This window comes from Cryptosporangium phraense (assembly GCF_006912135.1).
GTDB classification, from domain to species: Bacteria; Actinomycetota; Actinomycetes; order Mycobacteriales; family Cryptosporangiaceae; genus Cryptosporangium; species Cryptosporangium phraense.
In genome coordinates, this window is sequence record NZ_VIRS01000051.1 from 1 (window position 1) to 22,401 (window position 22,401).

Here is a 22,401-nt window from a genome sequence, read left to right on the forward strand (position 1 = left end):
AGGTCTTGTATGGAGAATAGTGGCGGCCGACGTCCGGCGGCGGTGGCGGCGTCGGTGCGGGCGATGGCGATGTCGGCGACCACGCTGCCAAGATCGACCGGTGCGGCAGCGACCGTGGCGTCCCGGGCAGTGGTGTAGGCGAGCAAGTCATTAATTAGCCCGCGCATGCGTGCCGCGGCGCGACGCACCCGGGTCAGGCACTCGGTCGCCTCGGTGACTGTCTCGTGCGGCGGGCTGGCCTGGAGGGCATCGGCGGCAGCTTCGCTCCACCCGTCAACGGTCGTCAGTGGATTGAGCAGGTCATGAGCGACAACCCCGGCGAAGCTCGCCAGCTCGTCGCGATGGCGTCGTTCGGCGGTGACGTCATGGAAGAGCACGACCGCTTGGCGGGTGCCGCCCTCGTCAGGCAGCGCTGTCGCGGTGAACCGCAAGACGCGACCGTCGGGCACGCCGACATTGCGGACCAGGATGTCCCCGCCGTGCGTCTGCCTTCCGTCCATCGCCTGCGCGTACGGCAGGTCTGCGTCGGCGATCGGTGTCCCGTCGAGGTGGAACAGCCCGTAGTGATCGCTGCCGGTGACCCGATCTTCCGGGCTGGTGATGCCGCCCAGTAGCGCACTCGCCGCCGGGTTTCGCAACACTACGTGCCCTGACTTGTCCACGACGGCCAAGCCGTCGGCCATGGCGTCGATGACCGTGGTCATCAGCGCTGCGTGGCGCGACGCGGCTTCCTTGCCTGCGGCCAATTCGGCGATCAGCTCGGCACGCTCGTCGCGACCCAGCGCCAGCGCCAGACCCACGACCGCGACGACCGCGACGAACAGCTGCGCGATCAGCGCCCGGATCGGATGGGAGTCGATCGCGGCGAATGGACCGGTGCCGTGCAGCGTGAACAGCACCGCAGCCGTACCGAGCAGCAAGTCGTGGACGATGACGAAGCTGGTCGAGAGCCGTACGCCAGCCCAGACGGTGACGGCGATCAACGCGAAAGCGAGCGGTAGCCCTTTCGTGTAGCCGAAGCCCGCTGCGTACGCGGCCACGGAGCAGGCGATCAACGCGGCATATTCACCTGCCCGTCGCCACGACAGCCTTGCGGTGACCCGCGCCGCCGACCCACCGGTGTCCGTGTCCCGCCTCCCAGGCCGCCGCGACCGTTGGCTTATGAGGTAACCCAGCCGCAGACCGGCGACGCCGATAAGCAGCACGCTGGCGGTGTTGCGAGCCAGCCACACCGCGGTCGTCGACGCCGCGTACGCGTCGGTCAGTAGCCACATTCCGAGGCTGCCAAGCCCGGCGCCGCAGCCAGTGCTGACTACCGCGGCTGCTAGCAGCGCCCATAGGTCACCGAGCCGAGACAGCGGCTCGGTCCCTCCGGCTCCCCACAGCCGGGGGCGCCACCGGGCCAGCAGCGACACGAACACTGCGATCTGAGTCAGATTTGCCACGACGAACACCACTGCCATCGCTGGGCTCGCGCCGGTGGCCAGGTTGACTACGACAGTGACCGCGACTAGCGCCAAGACGTCCATCCATACCCACCGTGTGGACCTGCGCGCGCAAAACCAGGCGGCCGCCACGCCTGCCGCCGGCCAAACCATGCTCAGATTCGTGCCGTCCATCACTGTCACCCGGCCGGCTACCGTCGCGGCGACATAGATCGCCGTGAACATCAGCGTCGTCACGAGCGACCCGAGAAATTTCACCGCGATGTCCTCGGCTGGGCGGGCGCCTGCCGTCCCCGAGGCACGACTAGCTCGCGCAATACCGCCCGCAGCCGATCAGCAGCGAATGGCTTCTGCATCGGGACGCCACCCGCGTCCCGCATCCGAGCCAAATCATGCCCCGACCACAGCACGCTCAAGAACACCGCAGGCAGGTCTGCACGCCGCTTCCGCAACCGCCCTAGCAGGGTTATCCCGTCCATCTCCGGCATCGCGACGTCCAGAACCGCGACATCGGGCATGCCATGAATCTCGACCACCGTCAGTGCGGCCGGACCGCTGTGTGCGGCGAGGACCTCACAACCGACCGTGCTCACACACCGAACCACCAGGTCACATACGTCTTGGTCGTCATCGACCACCAACACCCGCATTGGCTCCACCCCGCCCGATTCGAGACCCCGAGCTCTATCGGCAGCGATGCTGCCGCTCTGAGGTTCAGTGGTGGACAACCCGGCGAGTGCTCCCGGCCGATTATCCGGCACCAGATGCACTCCGACCCGTCTGCTTTGTTCGAGCCGGCGGCGCCCCCGACGCTTGGTCTCCTGCGCCGACGGCTAGCGCTTCGGCCCGGGATGACGAGGCATGCGGCCGATCGGTTCGGCGGTCGGCCGTACGTCGAACCCGCGCCCTCGCGCCCAGCAAGTGGCGCGGCTCCATCGCATAGCGAGCCAGAACACCGGGCAGTCCTCTGAAATGAAGCCTGACAAGATCGACCCTTACGTCACAATCCGACGCCAAGAACTCGAGGAACGCCAAGAGCAGACTCAAAAGCGGATCGGCGAGATCGGCACCCGCATCAACGAACTACGCCGACACCGCCGCGAGATCGCACGGTCTCTCGATGACACCGAATCGCGCCCCGGCAGCTTCGACCGGTCGATACACGACGCCAGCCCGCACGCACAATTGGCGGCTGATCATGCGGCCGCTGAACACCTTGCCGTTTCGCGCCTGCACAACCTGAAGGCCGAGCAGGACGGGCAGGACGCCCTGGCTCATCGTCGCTCAGCGGAGCGTCACCGCGCCGAAGCTGCTCGCTTGATGTCGGCTGGATAGCGACCTCGGAATCCGTGACTGAACCCAGGCGGCCTGACCGCCGCCGCGTTGAGGATCGACCCACCCGGCGGAATGACAGTCGCGAGTCGAACCGGGCGGAGGACCTGGATCGCCTCCAGAAGAAGCTGTCCACCCGACGCCCTCACCGACCGCTGCTCCTACGGCATCACTGTGGACTCGGCCCCTAGTCGCAGAAACGCCGGTGCGACTCCCGAGTCGCCGGATCGATTGAGTCCGACGCGCATCGGGTATTTGCATCTGAATTCGTATTCCTCGCTCACGGTGTGGTCTGGCCGATCAGCGCAGCTCCGAGCACCTCTAGTCCACGAAGTGGGGAGGCCTTATGGCCCAACCGCCGCGACCCCGGCTGACCCCGACGATCTCACCACAGGCGAACTGATCACCCGAGTCACCACCCAGGTCTCCACACTAATCCGAGACGAGCTCGCGCTCGCGCGGGTGAAAGTGACCCAGACGGGCAAGAAGGCTGGCGTCGGCGCGCGGCTGTTGGGCGGCGCCGGCATCGCCGCCTTGTGCGGAGTCGGCGCTATGTTGACCACCGTGACCGCCGCCCTCGCGCTCCCGCGAAGGCATCAAAACTGACGCCCGGACCATCAAGGAGCACGCACCGATGACCACCTCCCCTCCTTCAAAACCCGACCCGTCGAGTAACCCCGACGAACTCCGGGCCGAGATTGCCGAAACCCGCGCCGAACTCGGTGACATCGTCGACGCGCTCGCCGCGAAAGTCGATGTCCGCGGCCGCGCGCAGGCCCATGTGGCCGACACTCGGACCTGGGCCCGGCAGGCCGCCGCGAGGGCCAACGTCAGTGTCCGCGCTAAGACAGGCCCCGCGGTTGAACGGGCTCGCGGCTACGCCGTCTCGGCTAAAAAGACCGCGTCCGATAGCAACCGGCGCACCCGTGCACTGTTCGGGGCGGGGGCCGCCGCTGTACTACTGCTCGTGGTCGTCGGTGTCCGCCGACGACGACGAACCGCCCACACCCGCTGGTACCGGCGCTAATCCTTCAAAAAGCTCACGGTCAGGCGGGTAATGGCGGGCACCTGCCTGACCGCTCTCGGCAGACCACAGGTCCAATTCTCGGAGCGTAGCGCTTCATCAGACGCACGGTGTCGAGCGCCGCACGGTGAGCGGTGTTACTCGACCGGGACCGCTCCCGGGGTGCAGTAACGCCGCCAGCGGCGTCAGCCGCAGATCCGGAGGGTGACACCGCTAGCACCAACAGGTCCAAAGAGCCCTCCAGCTACCCGAACGGCTGCTTCCGCCAGTGGCGCCAGCACTCTTGCCAACGCCCGGCTAAATGCGACGTACTCGGATCCAGCGGTGGCCGTCTAACTATCGCGGCACCTTAAACATGCCGAACCGTGCTAAACGCGGCCGTACCGTGAGGTGAGTCCGGATCCGGGCGCACGTCACCGCCAACCGGGTCGCAACCGAGCGGCACCTATAGCGATCTTGGTCGTCTTGCGCTGCAACCGATGAGCTAATACGCGCCGGAATGTCCGGTGTTTAGTTGCAGCGAGGTGGCGGTCATGCGGACAGATGCAAGGGCGGACGCCGTGGAGGGTGTCGCCTCCCCTCCTCGTCCACCGGCGACCGGCGACCCGCTCATGAGGCGCGTCGGCACGCTCGGCGCCCTCTATCTGACCGCCTACACGGCGCTCTACGCGTATAGCACTCACGGGTCGGCTACCATGCGTCCCCTGTTGGCTGTGCTGTCTGTGGCCGCGCTCGCCATGCCGGCGATTGCGCTGATCGTGGCTGCGATCCGCCACCGGCGTCAGGGTCGCGCCGGGAGGGCCTGGCTCTGGTTCGCCACCTCGACGCTGCTCACCGCCGTAGGGTCCGCGTTGGTGAGCGGGACTCGGGGAATCACGGCATCTCCCGCTTGGGCGCTTCTGTTCGGTGATGCCCTGCTGATCGCGGCGTTCCTTGCGGCGGCCGCCGGATTCTTCGCCGTCCTGGAGGCAGGAACCCGCTCGGTTCGGTTCTGGATGGGTTTCGATCTGCTCCTGACCGTTGCTGGCGTCACTGCTTTGCTTGGCTGTCTGACGCTGACGTCTGGGTTGCCTGCAATGGCCGCTGGGGTCCGCACCACCATGCTCGTGTACGCGATCAGCGGGATCTCCACGGTCATCTTCCTCGTCCCTCTCGCGGTCCGGGCCGGCCGACGACTGCCCCGCGCCCTGATATTCGTCGGCGCCGCCCACCTGGTCGCGGCGATCCTCGATGGCGGCATGCTCCGCTCTGCTCTCACCGGACACCCCTACAACGACGGCAGCTGGCTAAGCGTCGGCTATCAGTTCGGACTCGTACTGCTCACCCTCGGCGCGTTGACGGCTGCACGTCGCGACGATCGGCTGACTCATGTCGATCGCTCGGCCAACCGCGATTGGACCGTGCCGCTGTCCGTCGCGGCGGCCAGCGCGGCCGCCTGCGGACTTGCCTTGAACGGCCTCGACCTATCCTGGCGAGGCCTCCCGCAGGCCATAGCCACTCTTGTACTCGTTGGTCTCCTCGCGCGCCTGCACCTGGTGGTGCGTGACCGCACGCGCCTGGCCGATCGGCTCGCCGCAGCCCTCGCCGAACAACAGCAACTGGCCGTCACCGACGCGTTGACCGGACTTCCCAACCGTCGCCACTTCGAGCACTCCCTGACCACGGAGATTGTCCGCGCACGCCGCAATGGCCGGCCGTTGAGCCTGGTCGTCCTCGACCTTGATCACTTCAAGTCGGTCAACGACACCTACGGCCATCCCGCCGGAGACGCGGTCCTCGTCCAGGTCGCCGCGCTACTCCAACACGTCACGCGTAGCGGCGACGTCATCGCCCGCTACGGCGGCGAGGAGTTCACCTGGCTACTACCTGACACCACCGAGAACGGCGCGGCCACTATGGCCGAGCGGCTGCGCACCACACTCGCGGCTCACCCCGTCGAACTACCGGGCCACGAGTTCGTCCACATCACCGCATCGATCGGCATTGCGGCCGACGTCCTGGACGGTCCTACCCTCGTTGCAACCGCTGACCAAGCCCTCTACCACGCCAAAGCGACTGGCCGGAACCGAGTGATCCGCGCCTCTCGATCACGTCTAACCGAACCGGCGGCCGCCCAGCGCACCAGCATTCCGCAACGGGCCGTACTCGCCGGCGCGCCGGTCCGTCATATCGGCGTAGTCATCACTGCCGCGACATGACTCGACGGACCAAGCAACACCTCTCAACAGTCTCGATGTACAGGCGCCGGTATCGAGCCCAAATCAGCGACCCGCGGACGGTATGGTGGGGTCTTCGGCGCTTCGACCCACCTGGGCCGAAGTCGACGACGTCAAGCAAACGGCGTCGCGGGGCCTCAGATCCCTGCTGGACCCCGACGACCCCGAGTGCCGTTCGGCCCTTGCGGCCGTACGCCTCTGCGACCGATGACGAGACGTGCCGTGCCTGTTCCACCGTCCCACGCCATTTCCTGCGTTCCGCTGATCGGGTTGGGTGCCACACCGGTGGCTGCTGCGCACCCGTTGGTGCGCCGGCCGTGACCGATGACTACGCCAGCAATGACCCTGCTGTGGGCGGACTGAGCACCGCCGCGCATCTGGCTGCCCTGCGCGATACCGGGTTGGCTGCCGCGCCGGACGCGGCCCTCGACCGTTTCGCCGGCCTCGTGCGCAAGATCCTCGGCATCCCACTCGTGTTGGTGTCGCTGATCGACGGCGAGCGCCAGATCTTCCCCGGCGCCGCAGGCCTCTCCTGGGCGCAAGCCGCCGAACGTCAAGAACCCGGAAGTCACTCGTTCGGTCGGCAGGTCACGGTCTCCGGCCGGCCGCTGGTCATCTCCGACGCGCGTCACCGCCCAGGCTCGGCAGTCAACCCGAAAGCACACAACCTCACGGTCGTCGCCTTCGCAGGCATGCCCTTGACCGACGATCGCGGACAGGTGTTGGGTGCGCTGTGCGCGATCGACAATCAGCCGCGGGCGTGGAGTGCCCGGGACCTCGATCTCCTTGCCGACCTCGCCGCATCCTGCTCCTCAGAACTGCAACTGAGGATCACCGCTCGTCGCGCGGAACTCGACAGTCAGCGGAGCGCCGACGCGTCCGCGGCCCGACGGGACGCCCAAGCTCAGGCCGACCGCCTCGCCGGTGATGTCGACACAGCGCTGCGGCACAGCCGAGTCCTGCTCGGAGCCAGCGAAACGCTGCAGGGTGCACGGACCGTCGACGACGTCGTGCACGCAGTCGCCGACCTGGTCCGCGGCGATCTCGCGCCGACCCACGTCGGCATCATGCTCCTGGACACAGTCGGTGGCCAGCTCAATCTGGTGACTGCCATGCCGCTACCGGCAGATCAGGCCGAGCGGTGGACGACCGTGCCCGCCGACAGTGACCAGTCCGCGGCGCGGGCGGTCCGGGAGCGGCGACCGCTGTTCTTCCGGGACCGTGACGACTTCGAAGCGAGCTTCCCCGGCCAGATCGGCGACCTGGATCGAATCGGATGGCAGGCACTAGTGTGCGCGCCGCTGCTTGGCAGCGACGGCCCCCTCGGTACCCTGCGGATTGCCTGGGGGCATCCGCAGCGCCTGGATGTCGGGGAACGGGCGGTCGTCCTGTCGCTGGCCGGCTACGTCACTCAAGCCCTCGAACGAGCCCAGCACCTCCATGATCGCACCACCGTGGCCGAGACCCTGCAACGCGCCATGCTCACCGAACTGCCTGCGGCGCCGCCCTACCAGCTTGCGGCCCGCTACCAGCCTGCCAGCCGGGTCGAGAAGGTCGGCGGTGACTGGTACGACGCGGTCGCGCTGCCCGCAAACCGGATCGCCTTGGTCATCGGAGACGTCACCGGACACGATATCGGCGCCGCCGCTCAGATGGGACAGTTGCGCAGCATGCTGCGTGCCTACCTCGTCGACCGTGAGGCCGACCCCGCCGACGTGTTACAGCGTCTCGATGCTGCCAATCACACTGTTGGTGACCGCACATTGGCCACCGCACTCGTCGCCGTCGTCGAACCCAGGAGCGTCATCGAATCGGACGGTGAACATGGCTGGAAGGGCGACAGGGATCGAACGTCTGGTCTATCGCACGTCGTGCGCTGGTCCACGGCCGGTCACCCGCCTCCGATCCTCCTTAACACCGATGGCAGCACTCGACTGTTGACCGCGACCGGTCTCATACTCGGCGTACGCCCGAAGACGCGGCGCGCCGCCCACAGCCTTCCGCTGCCCACGGAGGGTACGCTGCTGCTCTACACCGACGGCTTGGTCGAGTCACGTACCGCCCCGCTGGATGAGGGCATCGCCCGCCTCCGGCAATTCCTTGCCCTCTACGGGCACCTGCCTTTGGACAATCTGCTCGACGCGCTGCTTACCCGTCATCTTCCGGATACGCACCATGACGACGTAGCCATCCTGGCTCTTCGCACGCCCTGAGCTGCACAGACCCATCGCGCTTACGGCCGCGCTTCCTTCGGCACCCGGTCAGCCCTCCGCTTCTGAGCCACCGCGCGGCGAGGGCGGCACGGGTGGCTTAGACAGCCGCGAACGCATGGCCGGCCGAGACGGTGCGGATCGTTGCGTGCGCGCCACGATCCCTGCGGCGACCTCCCGCAGCTTGCGATTGGCGTTCTGGGACATCCGCGACAGATGATCGAATGCCTCGTCGGCCGAACAGCCGTACTCAGCCATCAGTATGCCTTTGGCCTGCTCGATCAACGCCCGCGAAGCCATCGCCTGGCGCATCCCTTCGGCCAGATCGGCGGTGCTGGAGTACAACTGGGCATTGGCGACCGCCACAGCCGCGTAGCTGGCGAATGCCACCGTGAGTTCCACCGCCTGCGCATCGAAGGCGTCGGGAACCCGGCCATAGAGGTTCAATGCACCGATGACCTGATCCTGGACCGGCAACGGCACCGACAGCCCGCTGCGAACGTCCAGCTCCAGCGCCTTCGGACGGTACTGCGGCCAGCGGGTCTCGGCGGCCATGTCGGCTATCACCAGCACTTCGCCACCGCGTGCGGCATCTAGACACGGTCCGTAACCAGAGGCGTATTGCCGCTCATCCAGGTCGAGTGCGACACCACCGGTCGACGCCGCGGTACTGGGCCGATCGTCTTTGATCAGCGTGACCGAGACATCCTGGGTGCCCGTGATCGCCGCACGCGCCAACGTTGCCACCCGTTCCAGCACTTGCTCGAGGGTGAGATCGGCCAGGACGATCCGGCTCAATTCGGCAAAGCTCGATGTGGCCGCAGACGGCAACGCGACCTCCCCGCCCAGCGGGCGGTTACCAGCTTCCACGTGTGAGTTAGCTTTCCGATGCCGGAAACGCCGACCAGTGACGCGGCCGAGCGGCGTTTCACCACGTCCTCCGCCGCGACCCGACAGAGGCGACGGAACTCGCGCGGAGTCCGCCTGTACGCCACTCCTTGACGCTGCCCGGTAGCGACAGCGTCCGGGGCAGCGCCACATTACCCGCCCGGCGCACCAACCGCTCCAACAGGCCAAGTCGGCGAGCCGTAACTAACCTTCGACGAGCGCATCACCCTCGCGCAGGACGTTCGGCCCCGATCTTTGGACATGCCGACCCGATGCGGCCGATGGTGCCGCTCCCGGCTCAGCACCTGCTGCGTCGACCGCTATCACGCGCGGAGCGAGCCGATCGGACCGTAGTCAGCGGGTGCGGCGCAGAATCTCGGTCGCTACCTCGGGCAACAGCAATCCAACTTCGGCGGCACGTATCCTCAACGCTAGGTACGCCTCCTCAGTGCTACAGCGCTCACGGCCGACGATCATGCCGATGGCCTGCTGAATCTGATCTCGGACGGCGAGCGCCTCCGCCACGCCGGTGGCCAGATCGGCCACGCTCGTCGCGGGACCGCACAATGATGTCGAAGCCGGCGCGGACCCGGACGCTCGGAATGCCGCTCGTACCTCCTCGGCCAGGTCCACCAGCTCCGCCCGGTCGCGGCTGTAAAGGTTCATCGAGGCCACAGCGTCACCGCTACCGGCGAACAAGGGGATCGACAGGCTGGAGTGCAACCCGATCCGGTGAGCAGTCTCCCGGAAGCCGGGCCAACGCATCGTCGTCGCCACATCGCGAACCTCCACCGGCGTTCCAGACTCGAGAGCCGATTTCGAGTGCTTGGACGTTGGTGTGTACTCCGCGGCGTAGTCGTTGTTCGGTGAGGAGTCCGAACCAGCGTTCGACCTGGTTGAGCCAGGAGGAGCTGGTGGGGGTGAAATGCATATGGAATCGGGGGTGGGCGGTCAGCCAGTCCCGGATCGCGGGGGTTTTGTGGGTGGCGTAGTTGTCGCAGATCAAGTGAACGTCCAGGTCTGCGGGGACCTCGGTGTCCAGGCGGTTGAGGAACTTTTTGAACTCCACGGCTCGGTGCCGGCGGCGTAGTGCCCCGATGACGTGTCCGGTGCTGATGTCGAGTGCGGCGAACAGGGTGGTGACTCCGCCGCGGACGTAGTCGTGGCTGCGGCGCTCGGGCATGCCGGGCATCATCGGCAAGACCGGCGCGGATCGATCGAGGGCCTGGATCTGGGACTTCTCGTCCACACAGAGCACCAAGGCCTTCTCCGGCGGGGCCAGATACAGACCGACGATGTCGCGGACCTTGTCCACAAACAACGGATCGGCCGAGAGTTTGAACGTCTCGGTCAGATGCGGTTTGAGTCCGAAGGTCCGCCAGATCCGGGAGATTGTCGACTGTGACAGACCGGTCCGGGCCGCCATCGCCCTGCTCGACCAGTGCGTCGCGTTCGCCGGGGTCGTCTCCAGTGTGCAGACCACGACGTCTTCGACCTGCGCGTCGGTCACGGTTCGGGGTCCACCCGGACGGGGATCGTCGGCGAGTCCGTCGAGCCGGTTGGCCACGAACCGGGCCCGCCACCGCGCAACCATGTGAGGCTCGACCCCGACCTGCGCCGCGACGTCCTTGTTCGTCGCTCCGGTCGCACACGCCAGCACGATCCGGCACCGCAACGCCAACGCCTGTGACGACCTCGGCCGCCGCGCCCACCGCGCCAACGTCTCCCGCTCGTCCTCGCTGAGAATCAACTCCGCTTTCGGTCGTCCTGTCCTGGCCATTACCGGCGAGTACCCGAAGCACCACTTACGAACCGAAACCAAGACTCAGGACACTAGGCATAGAACAGCAACCGGCAGCCGCCGAAACGAGTAGGGCGGCGCGGTCTCGTGATCGCCGAATCGATTGCGTCGACGCCCTGCTTTGAAGGGGGATGCCTGTTCTGATGTAGGAAGGGCTCTGATGGCCTTGATCTTCATTGCTAACGGGGAGTCGGGCGTTCGAGGGGGCTCGGACATCACGGCCAACGGCGCACGCATCATCGTGGGCCTCATTGGACCTATGCCATGACTCCCCCAACCTGGGTGGAGTCAGTCCGGACCAGCCCGTAGCTGATCCGGGCCCACCCCACGCCTACTTTCCAGCGGCTCCGCTCGCTTATGCTGACGAGAGTGCGTGTCCCCCTTGGGAGCCAGCGAACGGATCTACCGCCAGATGGACGGCTAACGAAACGTAGCGAACCCATTCGCTCACATAGATAGGGCTTGCCATACAAGCGGGTGTAGGCCCAACTCGCCGAACTGACGGGTAAAATCGGCCTCGCGAATCCCCATCCCTTGACTCAAAGCTTTCGATTGCTAGCAAACACTTCGTCTGCGATATATTTATCCCTCTGGGACATTCCACCCTCTCGGGCGCCGACCTCTAGATCGACTGCGCGGAGAAGGTGGCCCCACAGATACTGCATTTGCGCCTGAGATCTATCCTCCGACAGTCCAAGAACGTGAGCGATGTCTTTTCGAACACCCGTCGAATCCTGTTCAGAAAAGCCTCCCGCTCCTGTTGGGTAGAGTCTCGCCTTTCTTTCGGAGTAAGCTGCACTTTAAGCGGAGCTTTAGGCCGGGCTGATTCCGGGCCGGTACTTTGCTTTTTCGGGACGGCGCCCACAATCCGCGGTTTGTGCTCAGGTTCAGCTATTCTTGACTGAGCAAGGTATTCGACATTTGATAAACAGATTGGCGATCCTAGATACGCGACAATCGACTCGGGGAGTGCGGGCGGTGTACCGCCCTCTCCTCGGCCAACCTGGTCGATGAAGTCTTTTTCAATCTTTTTCTGACCCAGCGTCTCCGCGAGTGAGCGAAAACTCCCTTGGCGGCCCGTTGCGCCAGCGGCAGGAATACTTTGGTTGGTGGCGCTAGCAGACCCAAGCTCAATCATTTGGCCCGCTGGCCGCTCGACGTCGGCCGCTATAGATCGAACTCCGAGCACGATCTCGAAGAGAGTGTAGCGAAGCTCATCAAGACGCTCTGTTCCGCAGATGCTGCGACTAAATTGCCCTTACTGATACTTCCGACCATGATTTCCCGTCGTGCTAGGAGGCGGCCCGCGTAGCGCCTCCGCGGGCAAGTGGCGTCGCATCTACCTCATATCGATTTTGGAGGACAGGGCTGTCACTCCCGTGTGGCCGCGAGCTAATGCCGCATTAGAAGTGATGGCACGCTGTACGGCCCTAAAGCAGACGACCCTTGTTGAGTCGATCGGAGCGAGTTTAGCCACGTATCCTCGTATCAGCGACGGACTTCGAAGTGGCCAGCCCGATCAGACGGAGAGCCTGCCGCGCTGAGGGGTGTTTGCGCCTCCGAGCTAACGATCGGCCAGTGCAAGGCGGCCGATCCGTGCCGGCACCGCAGGGCCGAGTTCATCCCGCGCTGCGCCTTTCATCCGATCCACTTCGCCGGATCAGCCGCCGCGGCGGATCGCCGACTGACGTTGGCTGGCCACCGGTCCGCGTTGACCGACATTGCTGGTCCTGGTGCCCGGCTGCGCCGATGGGGCGCCGCGCTGGCCTTTGGCCAGGAGGGCGGCCCGGTCAGCAACTTCCCCAGCCCGCCTCGACCCCGTGTGTCTCGACCTCTACAGTCATCGCCTGTTCCTGTGGGGGCTCAGCCGATTGTGCCACCTCCAGGCCCTGACAAACGGCTTGAATTTCCAGTCGCGCGACCGGACGGCGAACTGCGACTTTACATCCGGAAAATCATCTGATACGGCCGTAGCGGAATCCGGGATCGGGCTATTGCCAACCGTCCGGCGGCTCTCTACCGTCACTTGCGGCCGTTACCTCGCCGCGATTGCTCTGTAACAAAGGTATGTAACTCGCCGGAGGGGACGTGTGACCTCTGCACTGTTGGTCCCTATTCACCTTGATGCACTGCCGCTCAGCAGTGAATGCCCGACCATCGGTGCCGCGATCGACTATTCCCGGCTGCCCTACGTCGATGGCGCCGGTGACCAGAACGTCGCGTCCGCCTATCTGAGCGAGTCGATCGTCGACCCCCCGTTCCACGACGAGCCCGGCCTACTCAAGACCGGCGTTCACCTGCACTGGGCGTTACCCGACGCGCTCACGCAGGGAGTCCACACTCCGGACGGGACGGAGTTCCCGGCCGTGCCGACCCGTTGGCTGGTGACCCGCAGTCGGCTCGCGGCGGACGGAACGACCACACCCGAGCAGCGCTGGGTGGTGGAGAGCGACTATCTCGCACCCCTCGGCGTCACCGGATCCAGCGGCGTCGCCTTTCCTTTCACCGGCCTTATCGACGATTCGGCCGGCCCGCCGTTCCGCTACGTCGGCCGATCCATGACGCTGGCACAATGGCTCGATCCGGGCAAAGATGGTGGTCGGCCGCGGGATTATCTCGACCGCCTCACGTCGGCCGGATACGGCCATCCGTCCTTCGCCGCCATTTACCCGAACTGTCACAGCGTCTTCGGCTTTCATGATGCGGTCCAGGTCGATCCGAGCGGCGGATTGTTGTATGACGTCATCGGCTGGTACGGACGGTCGGCGGACGATTTTCTCGGCACCTGGCTGCGCGCAGGCGCCGGCGATCCGCTCGACCGGCTCGCGGCCGATCTGGGCTGGGCGCCCCGGACGATCGTCACCCGCTCGGAACTCCGGATCACCGGTGCCGACCCCGACGCGCTCTGGAGGGAGCTGCACGACCGTGGCTGGCTGACAGTCGTAGATGACCAGCGATCGCTGGTGATGACCGCGGCGTACCGGGCGCAGCGTCCGCTGAGCGACGCCTTTCAGGCGGTGGCCGAGCAGGCCGGTGCGGTGCTCGACCAGGCGGCCACGGTGACGCTCGGCTCGCCGGAGAAAATGATGTGTTTTGGCCGGCTGCGGTTCGCGCCCCAGCCCGCCGCGGACGACACCCGGCTGACCCTGGCCGTCGGCAACACCGGGCTGGAGGCGGTGGCCGGGTATCTCGCGGCCGAGATCGCCCCGGACCGCGCACCTGAGGTCGAGCGGCTGCTGGGCGCGGTCCTGGAGCTGACCGGGGCCGGCACGCCGTCGCCGGACGTCAACGCGCAACTGGCCGAGGCCCGGCACGAACGGACGTTCCGCCCGGTCGACGGCGGCACCCGCTGGACGATCAGCTCCCAGCAGAAGCCCGGCACCGCCCCGGACGCGGAGGCCTCCGACGATTTGCCCGACCTGCCGCCGGACGTCTCGGCGGCGCTGGGCGAGTTGAACCGCGTCCAGCAGGCCGGCGAGCGCACGCGACAACAGCTGGCCGCGGCGCGCCGCGAGTTGTTCGCCGACTGGTACCGGTACCTGTTGTGCGCCTACCCGCCCTACGACGAGTTGCGCGACTACCCGGACGTCGACACGGTGAAGGCTTTTGTCGAGCGCGGGCTGACGCCGGTGAACGAAGCGGTCGTCGCGGCGGGGCGGCTCGACGAGCGCCGCAACGCGCTCGCCGCGCGGATCGAACGCGGTCTCCCCGACGGCGGGGCCTACAGTCTGCGCGAGGTCGGCGCACCCCGTTACTACGAGCCGACCGAGCCGGTGGTGCTGCTCGTCGGCGATCTCGTCCGCCCGTCGCCGCGCTACGGACAGGACCACACGTTCCGTCCGGACGCCGTCCTGGACACGCGCATCATCGACGTGGACCTGTCCGACCCGGTCGCGATGTGGACGGCGGCCGAGCCGGTCTGGGCCGAGCTGGCGCAGGCCGCTGACGCCGGGCGGGAGCAACTCGGGTTCAAGGTCTGGCGTCGCGCGCCTTGGCACCCGGTCCTGTTGGAGTGGGAGGTGAGCTACTCCCCCCGGGTGGATGATCGCGGCGTTCCCGGCACGTACGACCGCGACTTCCTCACCGGCTCCTACCTGCTCGACGCGGGCGCCGGAGATCTGGCGCTGCGGGCAGGCCGGGGCGCGGTCGAGCCCGGCACCGAGTTCTACAGCGGGAGCAGCATCCTCACCCCGTCGGCGGTCGACCGGCTCCGATCGCTGCTCGTCCGCTATCTGGTGGGACTGGCCCTCGGCCGGGACAACAAGGCGTTCTTCGCGGCGGTGCCGGTCGCCGTTGCCGATCGGACGACCGAGTACCTGACCCAGAACGCCGGCCTGGTGATCGACTGGTACGCCACCGCACCCGCCGGTGACCCGGTCCGTACGGTCGTCGAGGCCTACCGGCGCCTGGGCGACTCGTTTCCCGCGCTGGCCCAGGCGCTGAGCGGTTTCAATGCAGCCCTGCTGTCCCGGAAACAGACCACACAGATGCCGATCGCCGACCCGTTCGGATTCGCGGACGACCAAGGTTTCATCGCGGCGGTCCGCGAGGCGGTCGGGCGCGGCAACGACACCGCGCCGATGCCGCTGGCCGACTTCAACCCGATCCGGGCGGGCGCGCTGGAGGTCAGCCGGCTCCGGCTGATCGACAGCTTCGGGCAGATCCGCGACCTGGCCTGGGACCGGCTGGTCATCGCGGACTCCCTGCGCGAGCCGGGCAACAGCCGGTGGGTCGGTCTACCACCCCGGATCGTGCAGCCGGCCCGGGTCAACCTGCGCTGGCTCGCCGCCGACGCGGCGCACACCGAGGCCGGGGCGCACGCGGCCACTACCCCGATCTGCGGCTGGATCCTCCCGAACCACCTCGACGACAGCCTGGCGGTTTACGACCGAGACGGCGTCGCGCTGGGGGAGATCGACCAGTTCGCGGGGTGGAAACCGTCGCCGGGTGCCCTCGCCCCGGTCACGCTCGCGCAACTCCACGACCCAGCGTTCACCGGGATAAACGCTCACCTGCGCCGGCTCGTCGCCCGCCTGACCCGCGCGCCGGGCGTCCCGGATTCCGGTGAGTCCGTGTTCCTGGCGTCTTTTCTGGAGACGATCGAGGCGACCCTCGACGCGATCGAGCCGGACGGCGCCGATGCCCAGCACGAGCTCGCATTTCTCTTCGGGCGGCCGATGGCCGTCGTCCGTGCGCTGGTCGACGTCGAACTGAAGGAGTCGCCCGCGGTCAATCAGAGCTGGCCGGCGTTCGGCCTGGATCTGCGCCGCGCCACCCGCGACACCCGCGGTTTTCCCCAGGTCCGGTTTCCGATCCGGATCGGCGCACCGGAGCAGTTCGACGACGGCGTCGTCGGCTACTGGAAGGAGAGCGACGGCGGCCTCGCCGGGACGTTCTACGCGGCCGAACCGTCGGACCATCCGCGGATCGTGTCGCTGGACCGCGCCGAGGCCTGCGTCCAGCAGGCTGTGTCCGACCCGCCGCAGGAGCTCACGATGCTGCTCGACGCGCGGGGCAGCGTGCACGCGACCAGCGGCGTGCTGCCGACGAAGGTGATCACGGTCCCGGCGGAGCAGTTCACCGACGCGCTGGCCGCGATGGAGGTGAGCTTCTTGACCGCACCACTGCTCACCGCGCGGGACCAACTGCGCGTCGCGCTGCCGACCGAGCCCGGCTATCGCTGGTCGTGGCTCGCTCCCGCCCCCGGACCGACCTGGATCGAGACGCACGCGGACGCCACGCTGAGCCGGTCCGTGTTCGAGGCGCACTTCCCGGCGGCCGACGCCCTCTGGGCGCACCTCCTCGACCCGGAGATCCGCTGGCTGGTACCGGTCGGGTTGAGCGCCACCGTGCTGTCGGCGCCTGAGCGCCGTAGCGCCGTGCTGCTCGGCGACTTCGCCGGGTTGGAGGCCTGGACCGACCGGGCGCTGGGCCTCAACGCGGCCACCGGCGCGGCGCCGGCGGCCCTCGTCACCGTTGCCGATCTCGGTGCGCTGCCCACCGCGGAGGCGGTCTGGACCGCGCTCGTCGATCCGGCCACCGGCTGGCTGACCCCACTGGACGGTCAGCCGGACCGGGCCGCGATCGTGCCGGTCGATCAGCGGCCCGGCGCGGAGACGGCCGATCAGCTCACCGGGCCGGTCCTGAGTGGAGCACTTGCCGGGCTGGAGGGCCGTCTTGGCCTGCTCTTCGATGACTGTCAGACCGGGATCGCGCCGATGCGCGCCGACGCCCACTCCACCGGACCACAGGAAGTACGGGAGGGCTGGCTGATGCTGCGGCCGGTGCGCCGATCGTCGGACGAATCGAGGACATGATGACCGCTCTGGACCGCGGACTGGCGCTCCACCTCGAACTCACCCGGGCCGAGAACGGGCTGCTGACCGACAGCTCCGGAAACGGCAACGACGCGTCCCTGGAAGGAAAGGCCGCCCCGGCGGCCGATCCCACCCTCGGTGGCTGTGTCCTGGTCGGCGGCGACAACGTGGTCGCGGTGCCGTCGCTCGGGCCGGCCGACGCGTTCACCGTCCAGATCTGGTTCAACGCGACCGCCGTCACCGGGCAGCTGACGCTCTATGGCGGCGGGTCGGACGCGCAGACGCCGCGTCTGATCGTGGACGGCGGGCGGCTCCAGGTGACCCTCCCCGACGCGGATCGGGCGCAATCGGCCTTCGACGTCGTGTTCGCCGCCGGCCGCTGGTACCACCTGACGGTCACCTACAGCCAGCGCGACCGGCAGCTGGCCCTGTCCGTCGACGGCGCCCCGCCGCAGGTCCGCACCCTGAACACGACGTCCGAGGTCGAGCTGGGGGCCTGCCGGATCGGCAACTCGACCGGTCAGCCGGCCGCCCTGTTCCGTCTCGGAAGCCTGCGGATCTACCGCCGGGTGCTGAGCGCCGGGGAAGCCCGGCAGAACATCCAGATCGACCTGGCGCGGCTCGTCCTGCACTTGCCGCTGGCCGAGCTGAAGGACGGTCTCAGCCCGGACGCCGCCGGATCAGCTCTGACCGCCCGCGCGACCGGCGCCCCGGACATCGTCCTCGACGAGTTGTTCGGCCAGTCGACGCGATTCGACGGCAGCGCCGAGTCGATGACCGTGCCGGACGACCCGTCCCTGCGGCTCACGACGTACACCGTCTCGGTCTGGTTGAAGCCGGACGGCCGGCCGGTGAACGCCTGGTCCGGAATAGTCGGCAAGCCGGGCCGGGATTACCACATCTGGCTGAACCGGGACGGCTACATCCACCACCGCTTCAGCGTCGCCGGCAACACCAATAGCGGCGCGCCGGACACCCCCGACGGCAGCATCACCTGGGACGCGTGGAACCACGTCGCGATCACCAACGACGGCCGGACCGCGACGACGTACGTCAACGGCGTCCTCGCGGCGACCGGACCCACCGGTGGCACCCCGGTCGCAAACCCCACCGCGCTGCTGCTGGCCACCGATCTCGACGGGCAGAACCAGCAGCGCTTCAGGGGCAGCCTGGCCAACGTCCGGGTCTACCGCGGTGCGTTGCCTGCCGACGTAGTAGCCGCCGAGATGGCCCAGGACCAGGCCGCGGTCGCGGCGGTGCGGGCAGGCCACCCGCTCGAGTTCGAGCTCCTCGACGCCGACGACGAACCGGTCCTTCCCATCGACGACGACCCGACCGGCCGGCAGCTGTTCCTCGAGGTAACCAACAGCGCCGACACGACGGTGTCGCTCGCCGCGATCGCCGCTCCTTCCGCGAACGACCATCACCTCGCGCTCCGGTTCCGGGCCGGCACGCTGGCCGCGGCCTGCCTGGACACCGGCAAACCGGAGAAGCTAGTGCGGATCGCCGCGGACTCCTGGCGGATCAGCGCGCCCGTCGTCGACGACCAGAGCGTCGTCTTCTACCTCGCCAGCAGCAAGGCCCGCACCCTGGAGCCCGGCCGCACGTGGCACCTGACCGTGGAACACGCGATCGCCGACGCCGCCGCGGGCACCCGGGCCGTGCGGGTCAAGCTGCACTACCGCGGCCTGACGTATCTCGGCCAGACCACTCCGCTGGTCGGCAGCCGCACCAGCATGCTGACGATCGTCAACCAGCGGGGGCGCCCCAACATCCCGCTGCACGCCGGCTTCACCGGCGGGGACACGATCCTGAACGACAACGGCCGGTCGGAGTCGATGCTGACCCTGCACGTGGCCAACCTCGACGTCGACGGGCCGATCCCGCTCACGCCGGCGAACGTCAGCTCGGCCCCGAGCCGACTGCGGATCACGTTCGACCACGAGCCCACGACCCGGGATTCGCTCGAACGTCCGTGGGCGCTGGGCACCGCGAGTGATCTCAAGGACGTCGACGTCCCGGCGAACGCCGCAGTCCGGGCCGACTGGCGGGTCGCGCGCACCTCGGTGGAGGGCGAATCGACCGAGCTGGTCCTGACCCCGATCAGCAAGACCAGCCTGGACCTGCGCGAGCTGGTCGCGATTCCGCTGGCCCGGATCCGGTCGTCGCTCCCGTCTGGGCCGGCGAACCTCTACCTGCGCTACGAGAACATCCCCGGCTACCAGGACGGCCAGTTCATCTGCACGGTCGTGAAGGGCCCGCTGGTGACAACCGGCGCACGCGTCGGCGTCGGAATCAGTGATCCGGGCGCGGCGCTCCACGTCCGAGAGACGACCGGCACGGCGGCGGACGCCAACGCCGGCTCGCTGCTTATCGACCACGACGACGGCGGCGGAGCCAGCAGCATCGTCTTCCGCAGCGCGGTGAACCGGGGGAGCGACTACGGGTACATCCAGTACCAGGACACCGCGGCCGTGGCCGGCACCGGGGAGAGCGCTCGCCTGATCATCGGCACCAGCAACGACCCGGACGACCACGTGGTGCTGCAACCGGCCGGGAACGTCGGCGTAGGCACCTCGGCCCCGAAGGGGAAGCTGCACGTCGCCGGGGACTACTACGGACGCGGCCATGTCTGGCTGCACGCCTACGAGGGCGACGGGGCCATCGGCACCGCGTACGTGCAGGCCCGCGACATGTCGGGGAGCACGTCCCTGGGCCTGCGGCTGCGCACCCAGAACGCGGGGGCGGTGACCGACTCGGTGCACCTGGCGCCGTCGGGCTCGGTGAGCGTCGGCAACACCGACCCGCGGTCGCAACTGACCGTCCACCGCACGACGAACCTCAGCACGGACGGCGCGCCGGTCGGCCTGATGACCCTGCTGTTCCACGGCCGGATCGACACCGGCCAGAGCAAGACCCACACGCTGTTCACGCTGGCTGACCACGCGAGCGCGCAGGTGGTGGTCACGGTGCTGATGCACGACCTGAACTCGAATACGAACCGGCTGCTTTTCAAGGCCGAGTACGTGGTGTACCGGGAGTGGACCAACGCGCCGAAGATCGACCAGCTCGCGCAGGTCTACCGCAAGGCCTACGGACAGACCGTGTACGCCGCGGATCTGATCGCCGGTGGCAACGACGTCCAGGTCCGGGTCTCGCAGTCCGGGTTCGCCACCAACACCGTCTACAAGGTCCTCGGGCAGTACCTGCTCGGACCATCCTGATTTGGCGTCGGGAGCGCAGAGATGGCTTGGAGCCTGGAAATTCGTCACATCGCGATCGCTGGCACCGGCGACTCGACCGTGATCGTGGCGCGGGACGACGGTGTCGGGGCCGGTCACGTGGCCCAGACGCGAACCTGCCTGATCGACGGCGGCAAGGGCCCGGCCAAGGGCCAGATCGACGGCGTGCTGAGGGGCCTCCCTCGGGGCGGTGGCGGCGGCAACATCACTCAGCTCGACGTCATGGTGCTGACCCACTACGACGCCGACCACATGACCGGCCTCCGGGACCTGCTGTCGAAGACCGCCAACGCTCCGTTTTACGGCACAACGCTGATCTACGACCAGGGCGAGCCGTCCGCGCTGGGATTCGACGAGAACACCTATCTCGGCTGGGTGAACGCGATCCGGGGCCGGCCCGGCTGCACCCGCGTCACGCGCAACGTCGCCGCCGACCAGGCGCGGGTGAACAAGGGTCGCTACGGCCTGCCCCTGCAGCCGTCGAACATCCAGGTCCGAACCGTCCCGGCGATGTGGCCGTTGGTGGGGGTCGCGGGGATCCCGAACAACCCGCTGCTCGGTGCGTTACCGGCCCCGCTGGCCGTCCCGGCCGGCCCGCTCGTGGCCGCGAACCAGTGGTGGCACGCGTACTGGCTGGTAGGGCGCGAGATCCTATGGACGGACGCGGCCGGCGACCCGATCGCCCCCGCCGGTGCCCTCGCCGCCGCCGCGCTGGCGCCGACCATTACCTGCGTCGCCGCGAACCGGTACGTGCGCAACGACGCGGTCGGCGGCCCGGCCCGGGCGACCTACCTGCCGGCCACGCTGCTGGCGCAGGGCGATCAGGTCAAGAACGAGAAGAGCCTGGCCTTCGAAGTCCGGTTCGGGAACTTCCGCTACTACATCGGCGGCGACATCGAGTCGCCGCAGGAAAACACGATCCCGGTCTACCTCAACCCGAATGACTCGGTGGCCGGGCGCGTGCACGTCACCAAGACCAGCCACCACGGCGCGGAGACGGCGACCTCCCGCGCGTTCGTCGACCGGATGCGTCCGCTGGTCGCGGTCAGCTCCTGCGGTGCGCGCAATCAGTTCCGGCATCCGCGTCCTGAGACCGTCTGGTCGCTGGACGGCGTGGCCGTGGCCGCACTGCCCCCAGCGACGCCGCCCAAGCCCGGCCGGGGGACGACTGCGGCGCAGAAGCTGGCCTGGACCCTCGCTCCGCCGCCGGCACTTCCGGCCGCTCGGGCCCGCCGGTCGGTCGCGCACTACCTGACCGGGTTCCAGGACCCGGCGACGTCCACCTCCATGGCTACCGGCACCATCGGTGGCCTCAACTCCGGCGATCCGTTGAACATTCTGCTGCCACACGACGTCACGATCCGAGTCACCGCCGACCAATCGGTCAGCAACCCCCTGGGGAGCCTGGGCGTCGGGCTGGTCGAGACGATCCGGGGTACGGCCACCCCGCTGGGACTCGGGGCCCCGGCCCCGGCCCTGCTCGACGGCGCCGTGCTAGCCCTGGACACGGCCCCCGACCGGGCCGCCGCGGCGGACGCGGTCGTCAGATTCCTGCTGACCCAGCTGGGATACGCGGGCGCGATTGCGGTCACCGTCGCAGCGGTGACCGCGGGCGGCCCGCTGGGCACGCTCGTCCAGCTGGTGCGTCAGGCGGCCACCAACGCCGGCGTGCCCCACGCGCCGGCCTCGGTCGTGGCCGCGGCGGGCAAGTATGTCGTCGAGGCGCACGGCATGGCCCTCGTGACCGACCGGGCGTTGGCGGCAGACCGGGCGGTGGTGGACGCCGCCGCGGTACTTCCGTTCGGGGTGCAACCGCTGGTGAACCAAGCGGTCCACGCCACCGGACTGTTCTCGGTCACGTACCACGAAATGCTCCCCGCGCCGGGTGGGCCCCGAACCAACATCTACCGCTGACGGGGGACACCC

Annotated in this window: 13 protein-coding genes and 1 pseudogene; 8 read left to right on the forward strand and 6 right to left on the reverse strand. The window is 68.0% G+C overall.

The features are described from left to right. Positions 1-1,703 (reverse strand): MASE1 domain-containing protein (locus tag FL583_RS37280; protein WP_142709631.1); only part of this gene is annotated, 1,703 nt, incomplete at its 3' end. Further along, on the reverse strand, positions 1,700-2,095 hold the full coding sequence (locus FL583_RS37285; protein WP_142709632.1) for a response regulator transcription factor: 396 nt from the start codon (positions 2,093-2,095) through the stop codon (positions 1,700-1,702). The genes FL583_RS37280 and FL583_RS37285, both read right to left, overlap by 4 nt. 211 nt (positions 2,096-2,306) lie before the next feature. Between FL583_RS37285 and FL583_RS37290 the strand changes: the two genes are divergently transcribed. Next, positions 2,307-2,780 carry a hypothetical protein gene (locus tag FL583_RS37290; RefSeq protein ID WP_170324071.1) on the forward strand — a complete coding sequence of 158 codons (474 nt, stop codon included), beginning with the start codon at positions 2,307-2,309 and terminating at the stop codon, positions 2,778-2,780. A gap of 72 nt (positions 2,781-2,852) precedes the next feature. Beyond that, a complete protein-coding gene (locus FL583_RS43280) occupies positions 2,853-3,383 on the forward strand; it encodes a phage holin family protein (protein ID WP_420843235.1) in 531 nt (176 codons plus the stop codon). Positions 3,384-3,429: 46 nt separating this feature from the next. Here the strand turns inward: FL583_RS43280 and FL583_RS42680 are convergent, their stop codons facing one another. Continuing rightward, positions 3,430-3,558: a hypothetical protein gene (locus tag FL583_RS42680; RefSeq protein WP_276611676.1), complete on the reverse strand. Its 129-nt coding sequence runs from the start codon at positions 3,556-3,558 to the stop codon at positions 3,430-3,432. Here FL583_RS42680 and FL583_RS43285 point away from each other — a divergent pair. The 3 genes from FL583_RS43285 (at position 3,505) to FL583_RS37310 (ending at position 8,230) form a co-directional block, all read left to right on the forward strand. Next, positions 3,505-3,804, forward strand: coding sequence for a hypothetical protein (locus FL583_RS43285; RefSeq protein WP_420843236.1), 300 nt, complete (start codon positions 3,505-3,507; stop codon positions 3,802-3,804). The two genes, FL583_RS42680 and FL583_RS43285, sit on opposite strands and share 54 nt — an antisense overlap. Positions 3,805-4,412: 608 nt before the next feature. After that, positions 4,413-5,999, forward strand: a complete 1,587-nt coding sequence (locus FL583_RS37305) for a GGDEF domain-containing protein (protein WP_170324073.1) — start codon at positions 4,413-4,415, stop codon at positions 5,997-5,999. A 335-nt stretch (positions 6,000-6,334) separates the two neighbouring features. After that, positions 6,335-8,230 (forward strand): SpoIIE family protein phosphatase, encoded by a 1,896-nt coding sequence (locus FL583_RS37310; protein WP_170324074.1) that lies wholly within the window; start codon positions 6,335-6,337, stop codon positions 8,228-8,230. 48 nt (positions 8,231-8,278) lie between these two features. On the opposite strand, the gene FL583_RS37315 is transcribed toward FL583_RS37310, so the two are convergent. The 3 genes and pseudogenes from FL583_RS37315 to FL583_RS37325 form a co-directional block, all read right to left on the reverse strand. Beyond that, entirely contained in the window at positions 8,279-9,097 is an 819-nt protein-coding gene (locus FL583_RS37315; RefSeq protein ID WP_205752795.1) for a GAF and ANTAR domain-containing protein, read from the reverse strand. Positions 9,098-9,469: 372 nt separating this feature from the next. Further along, complete coding sequence (locus FL583_RS37320; protein WP_240746947.1) at positions 9,470-9,781, reverse strand: ANTAR domain-containing protein; 312 nt, start codon at positions 9,779-9,781, stop codon at positions 9,470-9,472. 133 nt (positions 9,782-9,914) lie between these two features. Then, a pseudogene (locus FL583_RS37325) lies at positions 9,915-10,895 on the reverse strand (IS630 family transposase); the annotation flags it as partial. Positions 10,896-13,006: 2,111 nt separating this feature from the next. On the opposite strand from FL583_RS37325, the gene FL583_RS37330 reads away from it, so the two are divergent. From FL583_RS37330 to FL583_RS37340, 3 genes are read left to right on the forward strand one after another with little or no spacing between them, the layout of a single operon-like run. Continuing rightward, positions 13,007-17,233 (forward strand): hypothetical protein, encoded by a 4,227-nt coding sequence (locus tag FL583_RS37330; protein WP_142709640.1) that lies wholly within the window; start codon positions 13,007-13,009, stop codon positions 17,231-17,233. After that, the gene (locus FL583_RS37335; RefSeq protein WP_205752797.1) at positions 17,233-20,457 is read left to right on the forward strand and encodes a LamG domain-containing protein; all 3,225 of its coding nucleotides are present in this window, start codon (positions 17,233-17,235) and stop codon (positions 20,455-20,457) included. The genes FL583_RS37330 and FL583_RS37335 overlap by 1 nt, the downstream gene beginning before the upstream one ends. Positions 20,458-20,478: 21 nt before the next feature. After that, complete coding sequence (locus FL583_RS37340) at positions 20,479-22,389, forward strand: ComEC/Rec2 family competence protein (RefSeq protein WP_142709642.1); 1,911 nt, start codon at positions 20,479-20,481, stop codon at positions 22,387-22,389. Positions 22,390-22,401 lie beyond the last annotated feature (12 nt).